General features: G+C 69.2%; 14 protein-coding genes. 8 read left to right on the forward strand and 6 right to left on the reverse strand.

Annotation, left to right across the window (positions count from 1 at the left end; genetic code table 11):
• Positions 1-67: 67 nt before the first annotated feature.
• Positions 68-1,273 (forward strand): amidohydrolase family protein, encoded by a 1,206-nt coding sequence (locus ABZ454_RS32805; protein ID WP_359543238.1) that lies wholly within the window; start codon positions 68-70, stop codon positions 1,271-1,273.
• Positions 1,274-1,410: 137 nt separating this feature from the next.
• Here ABZ454_RS32805 and ABZ454_RS32810 read toward each other — a convergent pair whose 3' ends face one another.
• Positions 1,411-2,178, reverse strand: a complete 768-nt coding sequence (locus tag ABZ454_RS32810) for a crotonase/enoyl-CoA hydratase family protein (RefSeq protein WP_359543240.1) — start codon at positions 2,176-2,178, stop codon at positions 1,411-1,413.
• A gap of 299 nt (positions 2,179-2,477) precedes the next feature.
• On the opposite strand from ABZ454_RS32810, the gene ABZ454_RS32815 reads away from it, so the two are divergent.
• Positions 2,478-3,953, forward strand: coding sequence for a class I adenylate-forming enzyme family protein (locus tag ABZ454_RS32815; RefSeq protein WP_359543242.1), 1,476 nt, complete (start codon positions 2,478-2,480; stop codon positions 3,951-3,953).
• 199 nt (positions 3,954-4,152) lie between these two features.
• Here ABZ454_RS32815 and ABZ454_RS32820 read toward each other — a convergent pair whose 3' ends face one another.
• Entirely contained in the window at positions 4,153-4,446 is a 294-nt protein-coding gene (locus ABZ454_RS32820) for a hotdog domain-containing protein (RefSeq protein WP_359543296.1), read from the reverse strand.
• Here ABZ454_RS32820 and ABZ454_RS32825 point away from each other — a divergent pair.
• Positions 4,423-4,560, forward strand: a complete 138-nt coding sequence (locus ABZ454_RS32825) for a hypothetical protein (protein ID WP_359543297.1) — start codon at positions 4,423-4,425, stop codon at positions 4,558-4,560. The genes ABZ454_RS32820 and ABZ454_RS32825 overlap by 24 nt on opposite strands.
• Positions 4,561-4,767: 207 nt before the next feature.
• Here the strand turns inward: ABZ454_RS32825 and ABZ454_RS32830 are convergent, their stop codons facing one another.
• The 4 genes from ABZ454_RS32830 to ABZ454_RS32845 all read right to left on the reverse strand — a co-directional run bounded on the left by ABZ454_RS32830 (position 4,768) and on the right by ABZ454_RS32845 (position 10,187).
• On the reverse strand, positions 4,768-7,206 hold the full coding sequence (locus ABZ454_RS32830; RefSeq protein ID WP_359543243.1) for a GNAT family N-acetyltransferase: 2,439 nt from the start codon (positions 7,204-7,206) through the stop codon (positions 4,768-4,770).
• A 41-nt stretch (positions 7,207-7,247) separates the two neighbouring features.
• Positions 7,248-8,327, reverse strand: coding sequence for an amidohydrolase family protein (locus ABZ454_RS32835; protein ID WP_359543245.1), 1,080 nt, complete (start codon positions 8,325-8,327; stop codon positions 7,248-7,250).
• 86 nt (positions 8,328-8,413) lie between these two features.
• Positions 8,414-9,376, reverse strand: coding sequence for an electron transfer flavoprotein subunit alpha/FixB family protein (locus tag ABZ454_RS32840; RefSeq protein ID WP_359543247.1), 963 nt, complete (start codon positions 9,374-9,376; stop codon positions 8,414-8,416).
• A gap of 49 nt (positions 9,377-9,425) precedes the next feature.
• Complete coding sequence (locus tag ABZ454_RS32845; protein WP_359543249.1) at positions 9,426-10,187, reverse strand: electron transfer flavoprotein subunit beta/FixA family protein; 762 nt, start codon at positions 10,185-10,187, stop codon at positions 9,426-9,428.
• Between the two features lie 164 nt (positions 10,188-10,351).
• On the opposite strand from ABZ454_RS32845, the gene ABZ454_RS32850 reads away from it, so the two are divergent.
• Genes ABZ454_RS32850 through ABZ454_RS32870 form a run of 5 tightly spaced genes read left to right on the forward strand, consistent with a single transcriptional unit; the run spans position 10,352 to position 14,925 of the window.
• Complete coding sequence (locus ABZ454_RS32850) at positions 10,352-11,674, forward strand: phenylacetate--CoA ligase family protein (RefSeq protein WP_359543250.1); 1,323 nt, start codon at positions 10,352-10,354, stop codon at positions 11,672-11,674.
• On the forward strand, positions 11,674-12,390 hold the full coding sequence (locus ABZ454_RS32855; protein ID WP_359543252.1) for a hypothetical protein: 717 nt from the start codon (positions 11,674-11,676) through the stop codon (positions 12,388-12,390). Before ABZ454_RS32850 ends, ABZ454_RS32855 begins: the two co-directional genes overlap by 1 nt.
• Positions 12,391-12,407: 17 nt before the next feature.
• Positions 12,408-13,322, forward strand: coding sequence for an SDR family oxidoreductase (locus ABZ454_RS32860; RefSeq protein WP_359543254.1), 915 nt, complete (start codon positions 12,408-12,410; stop codon positions 13,320-13,322).
• Between the two features lie 14 nt (positions 13,323-13,336).
• A complete protein-coding gene (locus tag ABZ454_RS32865; RefSeq protein WP_359543255.1) occupies positions 13,337-13,780 on the forward strand; it encodes a Zn-ribbon domain-containing OB-fold protein in 444 nt (147 codons plus the stop codon).
• Positions 13,777-14,925 (forward strand): thiolase family protein, encoded by a 1,149-nt coding sequence (locus ABZ454_RS32870; protein ID WP_359543256.1) that lies wholly within the window; start codon positions 13,777-13,779, stop codon positions 14,923-14,925. The genes ABZ454_RS32865 and ABZ454_RS32870 overlap by 4 nt, the downstream gene beginning before the upstream one ends.
• Positions 14,926-14,942: the final 17 nt, after the last annotated feature.

Below are 14,942 nucleotides of genomic sequence, written 5' to 3' on the forward strand. Positions count from 1 at the left end.
TCTCATTATCTCGCCGTGGCCACTGAGCGAGGCGGCGGGGAATGTCTACGGGAAGGGACCTCGGGAAATGGCGTTGATCGAGAACTCGATGGGGGAACTCCCCTACAAGCTGCTGGACTTCGACCAGCACTCGGTGGAGACGGACGACTGCTTCACCAGGTTCATGCCGAAGGATCGTCTCGACACGGCGGTGCGGCCGATCCTGGCGGCGGACGGGAAGACCAAGATCCTCCTGGCGAACGACCGGATCGTCACCGCGCTGGAGAACGACCTCGACCAGGCTTACGTGCCGGGTTCGCTGGTCGAGATGCTGCGGGCGCGCTCCTCCGGTGAAGGAGGGGACGCGGACCGCTTCTACGAGCCGATCCAGAGGGAGTACCGGGACAAGAACGCAAGGCTCGTCCAGCTGACGGAGCAGCAGATCGAGAAGTCGATCATGTACCCGGGGGGCTGGGGTCTGTTCGCCTGGGCCTATCTCCGGGGCGAGGCTCTGTTCGACAACCTGACCTCGTTCAACCGTTGGATCGACGAGGACTGGGGCTTCAACACCCAGGACCGGATCTACGCGCCGGCCCTGCTGTCGCTGGACAACCTCGACCGGGCCGTGGAAGAGCTCGACCGGGTGCTGGCCGACGGCGCCCGGTTCATCATGCTGCCGCCCGGGCCGGTCAACGGCCGGTCGCCCGGCGACCCGTATTTCGACCCGTTCTGGGCGCGGGTCAACGAGGCGCACGCGGTGGTCGCCTTCCACATCACCGAATACCACTACCAGGAGAACGTGGCCTCGCACTGGGGCTGGGGCCTGGTGCCGCCGTTCCAGTTCTCGGCGTGGCAGTGGCAGAACGCCTATGGTGAGCGGCCGATCACCGACACGCTGTCCGCGCTGATCTTCGACAACCTGTTTGGCCGCTTCCCCAATATTCGGTGCCTGGTCAGCGAATACGGTGCCGAGTGGATCCCACACTTCATTCGCCACATGGACAAGAGCCGTGGCATGGCACGCAACGGGCGGTGGCTGGGTGGGCAGTTGGCGGAGCGCCCGAGCGCGATCTTCAAGAGGCACGTGAGCGTGGTTCCGTATCCGGAGGACGACACCGTCGACCTGGCGGCCCGACTCGGGGGCGTGGACTGTCTGGTGATGGGTTCCGACTGGCCGCACGCGGAAGGCCTGCGTGAGCCGGCGGACTTCTACGCCAAGGTCGAGGGGCTCGGTGAAGAGGCGCGCAAGAAGTTCCTCCGGGACAACGGCCTGGACCTCTTCGCCGCGCCCTGACCCGGGGCTCGGGTGGGCCTCCGAGGCAGGGCATTCACACCGTCCGCCTCGCAGGGCTCGTACGGAGCCCTGCGAGGCGGTGTGACGGGCGTGACGCGCGAGCGGCGGGGCGAAGCCCCGTCGCGTACGCGGTGTCGTCAGCGGTCGCTCCACCGCGGGGCTCGCTTGTGCACAAAGGCGAGCGAACCCTCCTTGGCGTCTTCGGAGGACAGGACTCCCTCGCACACGGCGAGCATCCTCTGCCAGCTCTCGTCGGCCGGCCACGTCGCGGCCTCGCTGAGGATCCGCTTGGAGGTGCGGACGGCCAGCGGGCCGTTGGCGGCGATGGCCTGAGCCAGCAGCAACGCGCTTGCCAGTGCTTCCCCCTGCTCGGTGAGCCGGTTCACCAGACCGTACATGTGGGCTCGTCGGGCATCCAGAGTGGCGCCGGTGAGCGCCAGCTCCGTGGCCACGCTCCGCGGGATCCGCTGCGGCAGACGCAGCAGCCCGCCGGCCGCCGCCACCAGGCCGCGCTTGACTTCGGGAATGCCGAACTCGGCGTTCCGTGCCGCCACCACCATGTCGCAGGCCAGCATGATCTCGCAGCCGCCCGCCAGTGCGTACCCCTCGACGGCGGCGATCAGCGGCTTCTGTGAGGGGGCGCGCGTCAGGGCTTCCAGTCTCCGTCCTCGGCTGAAGGGCCGGCCTTCGGCGGTGAACGCCTTGAGGTCCATCCCGGAACAGAAGGAACGGCCCGCGCCGGTGATGACGCCGACCCGCTGGTCATCCCTCCGGTTCAGCTCGTCGAGAGCATGTTCCACACCGTCAAGTACCGCGTCGTTTATCGCGTTGTGGACCTCAGGGCGGTTGAGGGTGATGACGGTGACACCCTCGCTTCGGGCGTCGACGAGCACTGCATCAGCCATGCGGGACTCCTGACTTGACGGCTTCACGACCAGCGGCGCGTGCGGGCCACTTGACTGCTCTCGCGAGATCGCTCTAGATAGAGTAATTATCTGACTGTATCGTGTTCGGTGGGAGGCGCAGCAGTGATGGGGAACGCGGAGAGCAGGGTCGGGGAGAGGCGAGTGCAGACGTCCGTGTGCGGTCGCCTCGGGCGCACCGCCGTCGAGAAAGGGCGGTTCTCCTACGGTGAGCGTCCTCGCCCACACGCCCGGCCGGGCGACGCCATTGTCACGGGCCCCGCGAACGACCGGTCGGGGTCTTGAGCGCGCACGCAGGCCCCGCACGGACGGCGGGGGGCGCGACCACCTGGTCCGCTCTCGTCACGGCTGCCTGCGACCACTCCCGTCCCGCGGCCCGGTTCGGGGAGTTGGAATGGTCCGGCCGCGAACTCCTGGACCGGGCCGGAGGGGCTGCCGCCTGGCTCGACTCCCTCGGTCAGCCCCGTGGCCGGTCCGTGCCGGCGCTCGTCGCCAGTTCCGCTGACGCACTGGCCCTGGTGATCGGTGGCGCCGGCTCCGGCCATCCCGTCGCGCCTCTCGGCGTGCGGAGCACCGCGAAGGAACTCGCGGCCGTCGTTGCCGCGACCGGCTCACCGGTCCTGGTGACCCAGCTCGAGTTCGCCGGACTCGCCCGGGACGTGTCTGCGATCGCGGGGTGCCGTACGGCCGTGATCCCCGACTTGCGTGCACGGGACTGGTCGCCCCGAGCCGAGCCGCAGGACGTCGCCCTGGTGCTCCACACCTCCGGCACCACCGGGCTGCCGAAGCCGGTTCCCATGCCGCAGTGGCGCCTGGCGGCACGGGCTCGTGTGAACGGCGCTCTGTGTGCCCTGGACACCGACAGCTTCTACGGAGGCAGTGCGCCGTTCCACCACATGTCGGGGCTGGGCAACATGTCCGTCGCGCTCGCCGCCGGCGCGCTGATCACCGGGCTGCCGGGGTTCAGCGTCGACGGCTGGCGCCTGCTGCGCGAGCGCGGGATCACGCACACCAGCATGGTCCCGGCGATGCTGGAGATGCTTCTTGCCGAGGGGGAGGCCCGCCACGAGAGCCTCCGCGTGCTCCAGTACGGCGGGGCCCCCATCCTTCCCGCCACCCTGCGCCGGGTCTACCAGTCCATGCCCGGCGTCCGCATGCTCAACATGTTCGGGCAGACCGAGGGATCACCGGTCAGCGTCCTCACACCGGAGGAACACCGGGAGGCCGTCGCGGGCCGGACGGAACTGCTCGGATCCGTAGGAAAGGCGGCCCCGGGAGTCGAGCTGGACATTCGTGCCGCCGGGCCCGACGGGGCAGGCGAGGTGTACGCACGGGGTGACCACCTCTTCGCTGTCGACGCCGATGGATGGCTGGCCACGGGCGATCTGGGACGCATCGCCTCCGACGGCTATCTGTACCTCGTCGGCCGAAAGCACGACATGATCATTCGTGGTGGAGAGAACGTCCACCCACTGGAAGTGGAGACCGTCCTCGTCTCTCACCCGGACGTCGCCGACGCCGCAGTGATCGGTGTTCCCGATGCCCTGCTCGGCCAGACCGTGGTCGCCTTCGTGGTTCCGGCTCACCCCGGGGCCGCTCCCGATCCCGAGAAACTGCGCACCCACACGCGTGAGCAGTTGTCCGGCTTCAAGGTGCCCGTTCGATGGCACATCGTCGACGCTCTGCCGAGAAACCCCAACGGCAAGTTGCTGCGTCGCAGCCTGAGCGAGGAGGACCCGGTCGCCGACCGCCCATGACCAGAGCCTCGGAGCTGATGACGCCTCCCCGGGTCATGCAGGCGGTTGGCGACCGGATCGTTCGACTGCCCGGTGATGAGGTGCTCGCGTACGCCGTAGCCGTCCCGCAGGTGCAGTTCGTGGGCGGGGGTACGGATCGTGCCGTCGATTCGTTGTCGGCCATCTTGTCCAGGTGGCTTGCCTGTATGGCGAGCGATGCTCAGTGCACCTCGGCCGTCGGGTCCTGCTCCCTCAGCCACTTCTGGTGCCGCGCGAAATGCTCCCCGTCACGCGACACCCAGATACCTGAGGCGCGTGCGAGTACGGCACCGGTCGGGGGCAGCAGCATCTCCGCCGAGAGGTACCAGCGGGACCCCTCACGGCGCTCGACCCAGGCCCGGACCTGGAGCGGACGTGCCACCGGAACCGGCTTGACGAAGCTGATGCTCAACTCGGCTGTCACGCTGAGCACATGACGCAGGAGGGGTACATGCCCGCAGCATTCGTCGAGCACGGCAGCCGTCCAGCCACCGTGCGCGACCTCGGGGCCGCCTTCCTGGTCACGGGGGCAGGTGATCTCGAACTGTGCCATCCCGTCGTCCCGCAGGTGTTCGCGCTGTACGCCTAGGCGGCACCGACCGGAGTGGCGGCAGGCACCACACAGGGCTACTCCGCCGGTGGTGCGCGGTGGCTCGGTGAAATCAGCTACTGCCCACTTCTTGTCGACGCCTCCAGCCACCTTGGTGTCATCGGTGCGCGAACCTGTTTCGCCGGCCATGTCACCACTTCCTCGAGTCACTTGTCGACAGCCTGCGGATGCCGATTTCCGGGGGAATCACGTCGCGGAGTCCGGTGCCCCGCCGATGACGAGCCCGACCGTCGCCCGAGCGACGGCAAGGCCTTCTCCCGGCGGGAGGAGGCGAATCGGGCGCAAGTCGAGTGCCGCGATCTCGGGCAGTTCCTCGACCATCGCCGACAGGCGCAGCACCGTCTCCTCGAGCGCCCGCAAGTCGATGCCCGGGCCGCCCACCCGACCGTCGAGGAGCGGGGTGGCACGCAGCGAGCGCACCATTTCCCGTGCGTCCCGATCGGTGAGTGGTGTGACGCGGTGGGCCACGTCGGCCATGAGGTCGGCGTAGTCGCCGGTGAGACCGAACGAGACGACCGGCCCGAACACCGGGTCGGCGCGGACGGAGAGAAACGCGTCCGGCCCGGGCCCCGGCCCGGGATCGCGCAGGCGGATTCCGAAGGCGTCCAAGAGCGCGGCAGCGGCCTCGGTGGACAGCGCGCCGGAACGGTACCCGGCGATGAGCCCGCGCGCCCGCTGCGCGTCCACGTCCGTCAGATCGGGTACGACACCTGCGGGGGTGCTACGCCACGCCTGGTAGGACGCCGCGTGACCGAGTGAGGTCGCCGCGGACTCGGGGAACGCGTACGTCGGTACCACGAGTTCCCCCCGGTGCAGGAGGTCGGCTACGCCGGCCCCGCTCAAGAAGCTCGTCACCACAGGCTTCGTCGGCACGGCCGACGCCGCGTCGAGGATCGCGGAGGCCACCTCGGTGGCCTTGTCGGCGAGCGGAGGCATGAACAGGACGATGGCAGCGTCGATCTCCTCGTCCGCCATCACGGCGTTCAGAGCGTGCCGGTAGTCCTCGGCCGTCGCGGTCGGTGTGAGGTCGATCGGATTGCTGATGTCCGCCGTCGGCGCAAGCGCGGACCGCAGGGACCGTTGAGTGGGCTCGCCGAGCGTGGGTACGCGCAGTCCGCTCGCCTCACACGCACCCACGGTCAACGCGCCGGGCCCACCAGCGTTGGTGATGACAGCGACCCGGTTGCCCCGTGGCGGCGGCTGGTGGGCCAACAGCAGGGCCACGTCGAAGAGTTCCTGGAGACTGCGGGTACGAATGACACCGGACTGCGCGAAGAGCGAACTGACCGCGGCGTCCTGCGGACCGGAGTGGTCACCCCCGCCCGGATGCACCGCCACGATGGGTTTGCGCGGCGCGATGCGGCGCGCGATGCGTGCGAAGCTCCGCGGGTTCCCGAAACGCTCGACGTGCAGCAGGATCACGGAGGTCTCGGTGTCCTCCTCCCACCACTGGAGGAGATCGTTGGTGGAGACGTCGACGGCGTGGCCGACGGATACGAAGCTGGAGAAGCCCAGGCGCAGCCGTCGGGCGAAGTCGAGGACGGCGAGCCCCAAGGGGCCGGACTGGCTGGACATCGCCACCCTGCCGGGAGCGGGGATCGCGGGTGAGAAGGTCGCGGAGAGCCGCGCGCCGGAGGTGGTGTTGACCACGCCCATGCAGTTCGGACCGACCAGGCGCATTCCGGACCCCCGGGCGGAGCGGGCCAGTTCGAGCTCGGCTTTTCGGCCTACGGGGCCGGTCTCCCCGAAGCCGGTGGACACGACGACCACCGCCTTCACACCTGCCTGTGCGCAGTCCGCCACGACGCCGGGGACGGCCTCGGCCGGCACCGCGACCACGGCCAGCTCCGGCGGTTCGGGGGTGTCCCGTACGTTCGCGTAGGCATGCACCCCCGCGATGTGGTCGGCATACGGGTTGACGGGGAAGACGCGCCCAGGGAAATCGCCGCGCAGCAGGTTGGCGACGATCTCGTGGCCGAGGGTCAGCGGACTGCGGTTGGCCCCGATCACGGCGACCGACGCCGGTTCGAGGAGCGGGCGCAGAGAGCGGCGTACGGCCGTGTACTCGCGTCGCTCGGCGCGGGACTCGGCCTGGGCCTGCGGGTGGATGGCCACCTCGAAGTGGATGACCTGGCCGGGCGGCCCCGTCTCGACCCGGTAACCGGAGTCCCGGAACACGTTGATCATCCGCGTGTTGTCGGCGAGAACGTCCGCCTCCAGGACCCGGATGCCGCGGTCCCGGGCCGCGGCGGCGATGTGTTCGAGCAGCAGCCGCCCGAACCCCTCGCTCTGGTGGTCGTCCCGGATCGTGAAGGTGACCTCGGCGTGATCGGGGCGGCCGGTGTCGCGTACGTAGCGCACCAGGCCCGCGATCTCGTCCCCGGCGAGAGCGACCAGCGCCAGCTCGTTGAGGTAGTCGACCCGCGCTCCGGAGCGGATGACGTCGTCGCGCACACGGACCACGGGCCCGAGGGTCCGGTAGGCCAGGGTGGCCCGGGACAGTCCCGCGACGAAGGCGACCAGGCGGTCGGCGTCGTCCGGCCGGATCGGTCGGAGGAACGTCGACCGCCCGGTCCGCACGAGCCCGGGCTGTTCGAGGTCTTCGGGGTAGGGGGGTGTGGTCACGGGTTCCGCTCCGCTCGGGGGTGTCGCGTCCTCGCTGTCGCTCAGACCGCGGCCGCGCGCGCCGACTGGGCGGGAACCTTGAACAGCTCGTCGAACGTGCCGCGCGTGACCCGGTCACGAATGTCGTCCGACACTCCGTCGAACAGCTCGTGGAGCGTCGACTGCGTGTGGCCGTAGGTCCCCTCGAGATGGGGGTAGTCGTCGCCCCACATGACATTGCGGTAGCCGGTCGCCTCGACGATCTCCACCGAGCTCTTGTCGTGCTGGAACGATGCGTACACCTGCTGCCGGATGATCTCGCTGGGCAGCCGGCTCAGCTTCGGCCGTACGAACATGCCGTGCTGCCGGTACGCCTCGTCCATCCGGTCACCGATGGCCGGCACCCAGCCCGCGCCGCCCTCGGCGATGAGGACCTTCAGATCGGGATGCCTGTCCAGGGCGCCGCCCGCCACCATGTGGGAGACCACGCGCATTCCCGGATACGTCGTCTCCATGTAGTTGACGACCGCGCCGCCCGGCCCCCGGAAGACGACGTTCTCGCCGCCGGTGCCGATGTGGAAGCCGAGCACGAGGCCGGCCCGTTCCACGGCCGTCCACAGCGGCTCCCAGCGGTCGAGTGCGTACTCCTCGCCCGCGCGCGTGGTGCAGGGCAGGAACACCGACTGGAAGCCCAGTTCGGCAGCGCGCTCGACCTCGGCGACCGCGTCCTCCACGCTCGCCATCGAGACGCAGGCGGGGGTGATGATCCGCTGGGTGTGGCCGAGGACCTCGGAGTGCGCCCAGTCGTTCCAGGCGCGGACGGTCTCGCGGGCGAGCTCCCTGTCCGTGATCGACACGAGCCAGAACCCCATGGAGGGGAAGGCCAGTTGGCCCCATACCCCCTCCTGGTCCAGATCCTTGAGTCGGACATCGAGGTCTCGGGCCCCCGGCGGGCGCATCGCGTCCATGAAGTCGTTCAGTTGCCGGTCGAGGCGCTCCCCGTCGATGTAGAGCACCTCGTACTTGTCGCCGCGCTCACTGCGGGGCGCCCGATCGGCCAGGCGGGTCGGCAGCGCCGAGGTCCACAGGTCATCCGGCTCGAGTACGTGGGAGTCTCCCGAGTTGACCCAGATCTTCGTCATGGCACTCCTTGAGCGAAGGTAACGGCTGAATCAGTTAAAGAGGTTAGGTGTTTGAAGGGTCCAGGGGAAGCTCCGGATGCGTAAAGTCAGCCCCTGCGGCTCTCGATCTCCTCCGCCAGCTGTGGCAGTACGGTGAAGAGATCCCCCACGACGCCGTAGTCGGCGAGCTCGAAAATGGGGGCTTCTTTGTCCTTGTTGACGGCGACGATGGTCTTCGAGGTCTGCATGCCGGCCCGGTGCTGGATCGCCCCGGAGATGCCGGCGGCGAGGTACAGCTGCGGCGAGACCTGCGTGCCGGTCTGCCCCACCTGGTGGCTGTGCGGGTACCAGCCGGCGTCGACGGCGGCGCGCGAGGCTCCTACGGCGGCGCCCAGGGCGTCGGCGACCTGCTCGATGAGGGCGAAGTTCTCCGCACCGTTCACGCCACGGCCGCCGGAGACCACCATGTCGGCCTCGGCGAGCTCCGGGCGGTCGCCGCGCTCTCGCGGCGTTCGGGAGAGTACCGTGACGCTGCCCTGCGTGGGGCCGAGTGCGACGTCCCACTTGGTGACGCTCGGGGTGGTGGGCGCCGGTTCCGGTGCCGTCGCGTTCGGCTTGACCGTGATGACGGGTGTGCCTTGTGTGACGCGGGCCGTCACCTGGTAGGTCGCCGCGAACACCGATTGCTCGGTGACCGGGCCCGCCTCGCCTTGGGTGACGTCGACGGCGTCCGTGATCAGTCCGGATTCCAGACGGAGCGCCACGCGGGCCGCCGTCTCCCTTCCGTCCGAGTGGGACGGTGTGAGGATCGCCGCGGGGCCGGTGCTCCTGGCGATGTCGACGAGGGCGTCGACGGCGGGTGTGACCAGGAGGGATTCGACCTCCGGTGCGTCCACCACGTAGATCTTCCGCGCGCCGTACCGGCCGAGCGTCTCGGTCGCGTCGGCTGCGCCGGTGCCGAGAAGCACTGCGGACGGCTCACCCAGCCGGCGTGCCAGGGTGAGCAGTTCCAGGGTTGTCTTGCGTATGGTGCCGTCGATGTGGTCGACGAGGACGAGGATCTCGGCCACAGTGCTGCTCTCCCTTGTGTCGGTGTCCGCCCTGGGTCGGGGCAGGGGGTCAGATGAACTTCTTGGCGGTGAGGAAAGCAGCCAGATCGGTGCCGCCCGTGCCTTCGTCCGTGACGATCTCGCCCTGGGTGCGCGGGGGCCGCTTGACCGCGCGGTCGACGGCCGAACGCGCCGCGCCTGTGCCGACCTGACCGGGGTCGATTCCGAGGTCGTCGAGATCAAGGGTCTTCAGCGGCTTCCTCTTGGCCGCCATGATCCCCTTGAAGGATGGGTAGCGGGCTTCGCCGCTTCGGTCGGTCACCGACACCACGGCCGGCAGCGTGCCCTGGATATGTGCGGTGTCCGTGTCCGCCTCGCGGCGACCGGTCACCGAGCCGACGCCGACCTCCACCTCGTCGAGGTGGGTCACGGCCGGCACGCCCAACCGCTCGGCGAGCAGGGCCGGCAGGACACCCGCCGTGCCGTCGGTGGAAGCCATCCCGCAGAGCACGAGGTCGAACCCTTGCTGTTCGATCGCCTTGGACAGGACCAGAGAGGTGGCGAACACGTCACTGCCCTCGATGCCGTCGTCGCTCACGTGGATCGCCGAGTGGCCCCCCATGGCCAAGGCCTTGCGCAAGCCGTCCTTGGCGTCGTCGGGGCCGACGGTGAGGTAGGTGACCTCGGCTTCGACGCCCGATTCCGCAATGCGCAAGGCCTGTTCGACGGCGTATTCGTCGAGTTCGGACAACAGGGAGTCGACCGACTCCCGATCGGTGAGGCCCTCTTCGGTGAACGCACGCTCCGCCGTCGCGTCGGGCACGTGCTTCACACAGACAACGATCCTCACGACGCTCCCTAAAGGTTGAATGAGTGTTAATAGTTAACCATAAGGGCAGGCGAGCTTGCGGGGGCTGACTGAATCCGTCCAATTGGTTGACCGATTGCGCTGATGGCTGGAAGATCTGGGCAGCTGAGCCGCGAGGAGGCGCCGCGATGGTCGGTGACAGTGACACCGGTGACAGGTACTTCGAGCCACATGTCGAAACCATGCCCCGTGAGCAGTTGCGGGCGCTGCAGGAGGAACGGGTCCTGGACCTGGTTCATCATGCCTACGGCCACTCCGACTTCTACCGGGAGCTGTGGGACGAGCACGGCGTGCACCCGCGCGGCATCCGGTCCCTGGACGACTTCCGGGCGCGGGTGCCGTTCATCACCAAGGGGATGATCAGGGCCTACCGGGCGCGCACGGGAGACGCTTTCGGAGGCATGCTCTGCTGCCCGGTGGAGGAACTGACCTCGGTCTCCTCCAGCTCCGGCACCACCGGTGACCCGGAGTTCTTCGCGGAGATCTGGGAGGACGCGCCGCCGTTGGTCGCCCATCAGGTGCGCGACCTGTGGGAGGTGGGGGTGCGGCCGGGAGACCGGGTGCTGAGCCCTGCCGGCACCATGCGGAACCTGATGGACTTCGGTTACCAGGCGCTGGGAGCGACGGTCATCGAGGTGAACTGCTGGCTGGGGCAGATGGCTGAGGTCGTCGAGGCGGTGCGCAAGTACCGCCCGGACTACATCCAGATGTTGTACCCCCAGGTCGTCGAGCTCGAGCGGCTCGCAGACAAGACCGATCTGAGGGAGGCGTTCTCCTCCCTCAAGGGCGCGTCCTGTGCCGGCCAGCCGATCAGCCGCAGGATGCGCGACCGGATGCGCGACGAGTGGGGCATCGAGGTGTACGAGTACACCAGCGCGGCCGACACCGGCACCGCCTGGGAATGCCGCGAGCGCGACGGTTTCCACCTGTGGGAGGACACCGTCTACGCGGAGTGCGTGGACGTCGGCGAGCAGTCGTGGCAAGAGGTGCCGTGGGGAGAACTCGGGGAACTGGTCTCCACCGATCTGGACAACCGGGCGGCACCGTTGATCCGCTTCCGCAGCGAGGACCTTGTCCGCATGACCGATGAACGGTGCGGCTGCGGTCGTACCCATGCGCGCATGTGGGTCGCCGGGCGCCGCGGTGACGAGACGGTCGTCCAGGGAAGGTCCGTCGTACTGCGGGACATCTGGCAGGCCGTCGAGGACCAGCCCGAGACCGCGGCGGGAGTCTTCCAGATCGTCCGTCAGCGCCGCGAGGTGGACGAGCTCCGGTTGCGCGTCGGCTACGACCCCGAGCTGACCGCTGACGTGGACACCCTGGGCGGGCGCCTGGGCGAGGCCGTGCGTAAGCGGACCGGAGTCGACCCCGTGCTTGAACTGTGCACCGAGGAGGACCTGTTGAGGACCATGACGAGCGTCGCGAAGTTTCCGCGGGTGGTGAAGAGCTGATGGCCCGCGCCGACACCCTTGCCAGGGCCCGGAAGCTCGATCGGCCCGACCTCGCGTACATCGTCCGCTTCGCTTCCGCCGACGGCGTCAAGGACATGGAACTGACCCGGACGGAGCTCGCCGAGGCGGCCTCCTGGGTCTCCGCGCGACTTTCGGAGCACGGGCTGTCAGCAGGGAAACGCGCGCTCATCACGGCCTCCGGATACGAGGGCTTCTGGGTGCACCCGATGATCAAGGGTCTCGGAGCCCTGCGCGTCCCCTACGGCATCGCCGAGGGTATGGGCTGGGACCATCGGCGCGCGGGCGTCTTCCAGCGCGAGCTGCGGCCCGACGCGGTGATCGGATTGACGGCCGAGACGCTGGAGGGTCTGGCCGGTGCGGCCGACCTCGCCGAGACGTTCCGTGCCACGTCGCTGATCCTGGCCAGGCCCGACGCCCTGCCCGTGCTGCGTGGCGCTGGGGTGCCGGCCTTTGCGATGACCACCGTCGGACCGGCGCTGGCGCTGGAATGTCCCGCGCGCGCCGGCGCACACGTCGATTCCGGCGCCTGGCGCCTCAGTGAGGAAGACGGACAGCTGTCCATCGCGGCGGGGGAGCATCGCCGGTCCGCGCTCGCGCCCACCCCGCTGGGCATCGCGGGACGCGTCGTCACCGATCGCTGTGCCTGCGGCAACGAGGACCCGCGGGTCCTGTTGGCCCAAGCCGACCAGCGCTGATTACGAAGGAGTTGAAGATGTCCGAGAAGACAGCCGACGGCCGCGTCGTGGTCGTCACCGGCGCCGGCAACGGCATCGGGCGCGAGCACGCCCGTGCCTTCGCGGCCCAGGGCGCGAGAGTCGTCGTCAACGACCTGGGAGGCTCCCGTGACGGTGCGGGCGGATCGTCAGGACCCGCACAGGCCGTGGTCGACGAGATCGTCTCGCACGGCGGGACCGCGGTCGCCAACACCGACGACATCTCGACCTGGGAGGGCGCCGGACGCCTGATCGGCCAGGCGGTGGAGCACTTCGGCGGCCTGGACGTACTGGTGAACAACGCGGGCATCCTGCGGGACCGGATGATCGTGACGATGACGGAGCACGACTGGGACAGCGTGCTCGGCGTGCACCTCAAGGGAAGCTTCGCCACCCTGCATCACGCGGCCGCGTACTGGCGCCAAAGGGCCAAGGCCGGCCATGTCAACGACGCACGGGTGATCAACACGACCTCGCCCTCCGGGCTGTTCGGCAACCCCGGGCAGGCGAACTACGGCTCCGCCAAGGCGGGAATCGCCAGTCTCACGATCATCGCCGCGGCCGAACTCGCCCGCTACGGGGTGACGGTGAACGCCATCGCCCCGACGGCGCTGACCCGGCTGACCGAGGACATTGCCGCGATGTCGGAGGCCGCGAAGAACCAGGACCTCAGCCCCGCGTCCATCGCCCCGCTCGCGGTCTGGCTCGGCTCGGCGGCCTCGCGCGAGGTCACGGGCCGGGTGTTCGGAGTCGTCGGCGGGAGCATCACCGTCCTGGAGGGCTGGGTCAACGGACCCACGGCCGACTCCGCCACCCACTGGACCCCCGAGGAACTGTCCGCTGTCGTGCCCGACCTGGTGGCCAAGGCGGCGCCGAACGCCGACACCCTGGGCCAGCGTTGCACGGCTTCCTGAACGGAGAAACACAGATGACGACCGCCCAACGACCGGTTGCCGAGGGCCTGTTCACCTGGCCACCCGCCGCGGACCAGCCGACGAGGCTCATCGGGTCCCAGTGCACCGACTGCGACCTGGTCAGTTTCCCGCCCGCCCCGCACTGTGTGCGCTGTGCGAGCGTCGCGTCGGCCGAGCGCCTGCTCGCCGACGAGGGCACCTTGTGGACGTTCACCACGCAGAACTTCCGCCCGCCGTCCCCGCCGTACGACGGCCCCGAGGAGTTCGAACCGTTCACGCTCGGCTACATCGAACTTCCCGGCGAACTGATGGTGGAGGCACGCCTGACCGAACCCGACCCGGACAAGCTGCGGATCGGGCAGCCGATGCGGCTCACCGTCGTGCCGTACGCCACCGACGACGACGGTACCGAGATCGTGACGTTCGCGTTCGCGCCCACGCAGGAGGAAGCAAAGTGACCGAGGCAGTCATCATCGGCGTGGGGCTCCACCCCTTCGGCAGGTTCGCCGGCAAGTCCGCGATGGACATGGGTGCCGATGCGGTCCGGCTGGCGCTCGCCGACGCGAACACGACCTGGCCCGAGGTCCAGGGGGGATACATCGGCAGCCATGAAGTCGCCAACCCGGACGCCATCGTGGGACGCCTCGGCCTGACCGGAGCGCCCCTGCGCGGCGTGTTCAACGGGTGCGCGACGGCCGGAACCGCCGTCGCCATGGCGGCCCGTGCCATCGAGACGGGGGAGCATGACCTCACCATCGCCATCGGGATGGACAAGCATCCCCGTGGCGCCTTCGCCGCCGACCCGGCGGTGGCGGGCATTCCCTCCTGGTACGGCCAGACCGGCCTCTTCCTCACCACGCACTTCTTCGGCATGAAGATCAACCGCTACATGCATGATCACGGCATCTCTCACGAGACCCTGGCACGTGTGGCGGCCAAGAACTTCGCGAACGCCAGCAAGAACGAGAAGGCATGGCGCCGCACCGCACTGTCGCCCGAGGAGATCCTCGCCTCGCCCGTCCTGAACTATCCACTGCGCCAGTACATGTACTGCGGACCCGACGAAGGTGCCGCGGCCGTCGTCATGTGCCGGGCCGACCAGGCCCACAAGTACACCTCCACGCCCATCCGCGTCCGGGCCAGCTCCCTGCGCAGCCGACGGCTCGGGGCCTTCGAGGTCCAGAGCCCGTCGTTCCCCGTGGGCGAGGGCGCGCCGAGCCCGACCGTCGATGCCTCGCAGGCCGCGTACGAGGCCGCCGGAATCGGCCCGGAGGACGTCGACGTCGCTCAGCTCCAGGACACCGACGCCGGGTCGGAGATCATCCACATGGCCGAGAACGGGCTGTGCAAGGACGGGGAGCAGGAGCGTCTCATCGCCGAGGGCGCCACGAAGATCGGCGGCCGTTTGCCGGTCAACACGGACGGCGGCCTCCTCGGCAACGGCGAGCCCATCGGTGCGTCCGGGCTGCGCCAGATCCACGAGATCGTGCACCAGCTGCGCGGCACGGCCGGCAGCAGGCAGATCCCCGGCACGCCCCGCGTCGGCTACACCCATCTGTACGGCGCGCCGGGCGTGTCGGCGGTGACGATCCTCTCGACCTGAGGGAACAGGGAACACGC

The organism is Streptomyces sp. NPDC005803, assembly GCF_040630435.1.
Classification (GTDB): Bacteria; Actinomycetota; Actinomycetes; order Streptomycetales; family Streptomycetaceae; genus Streptomyces.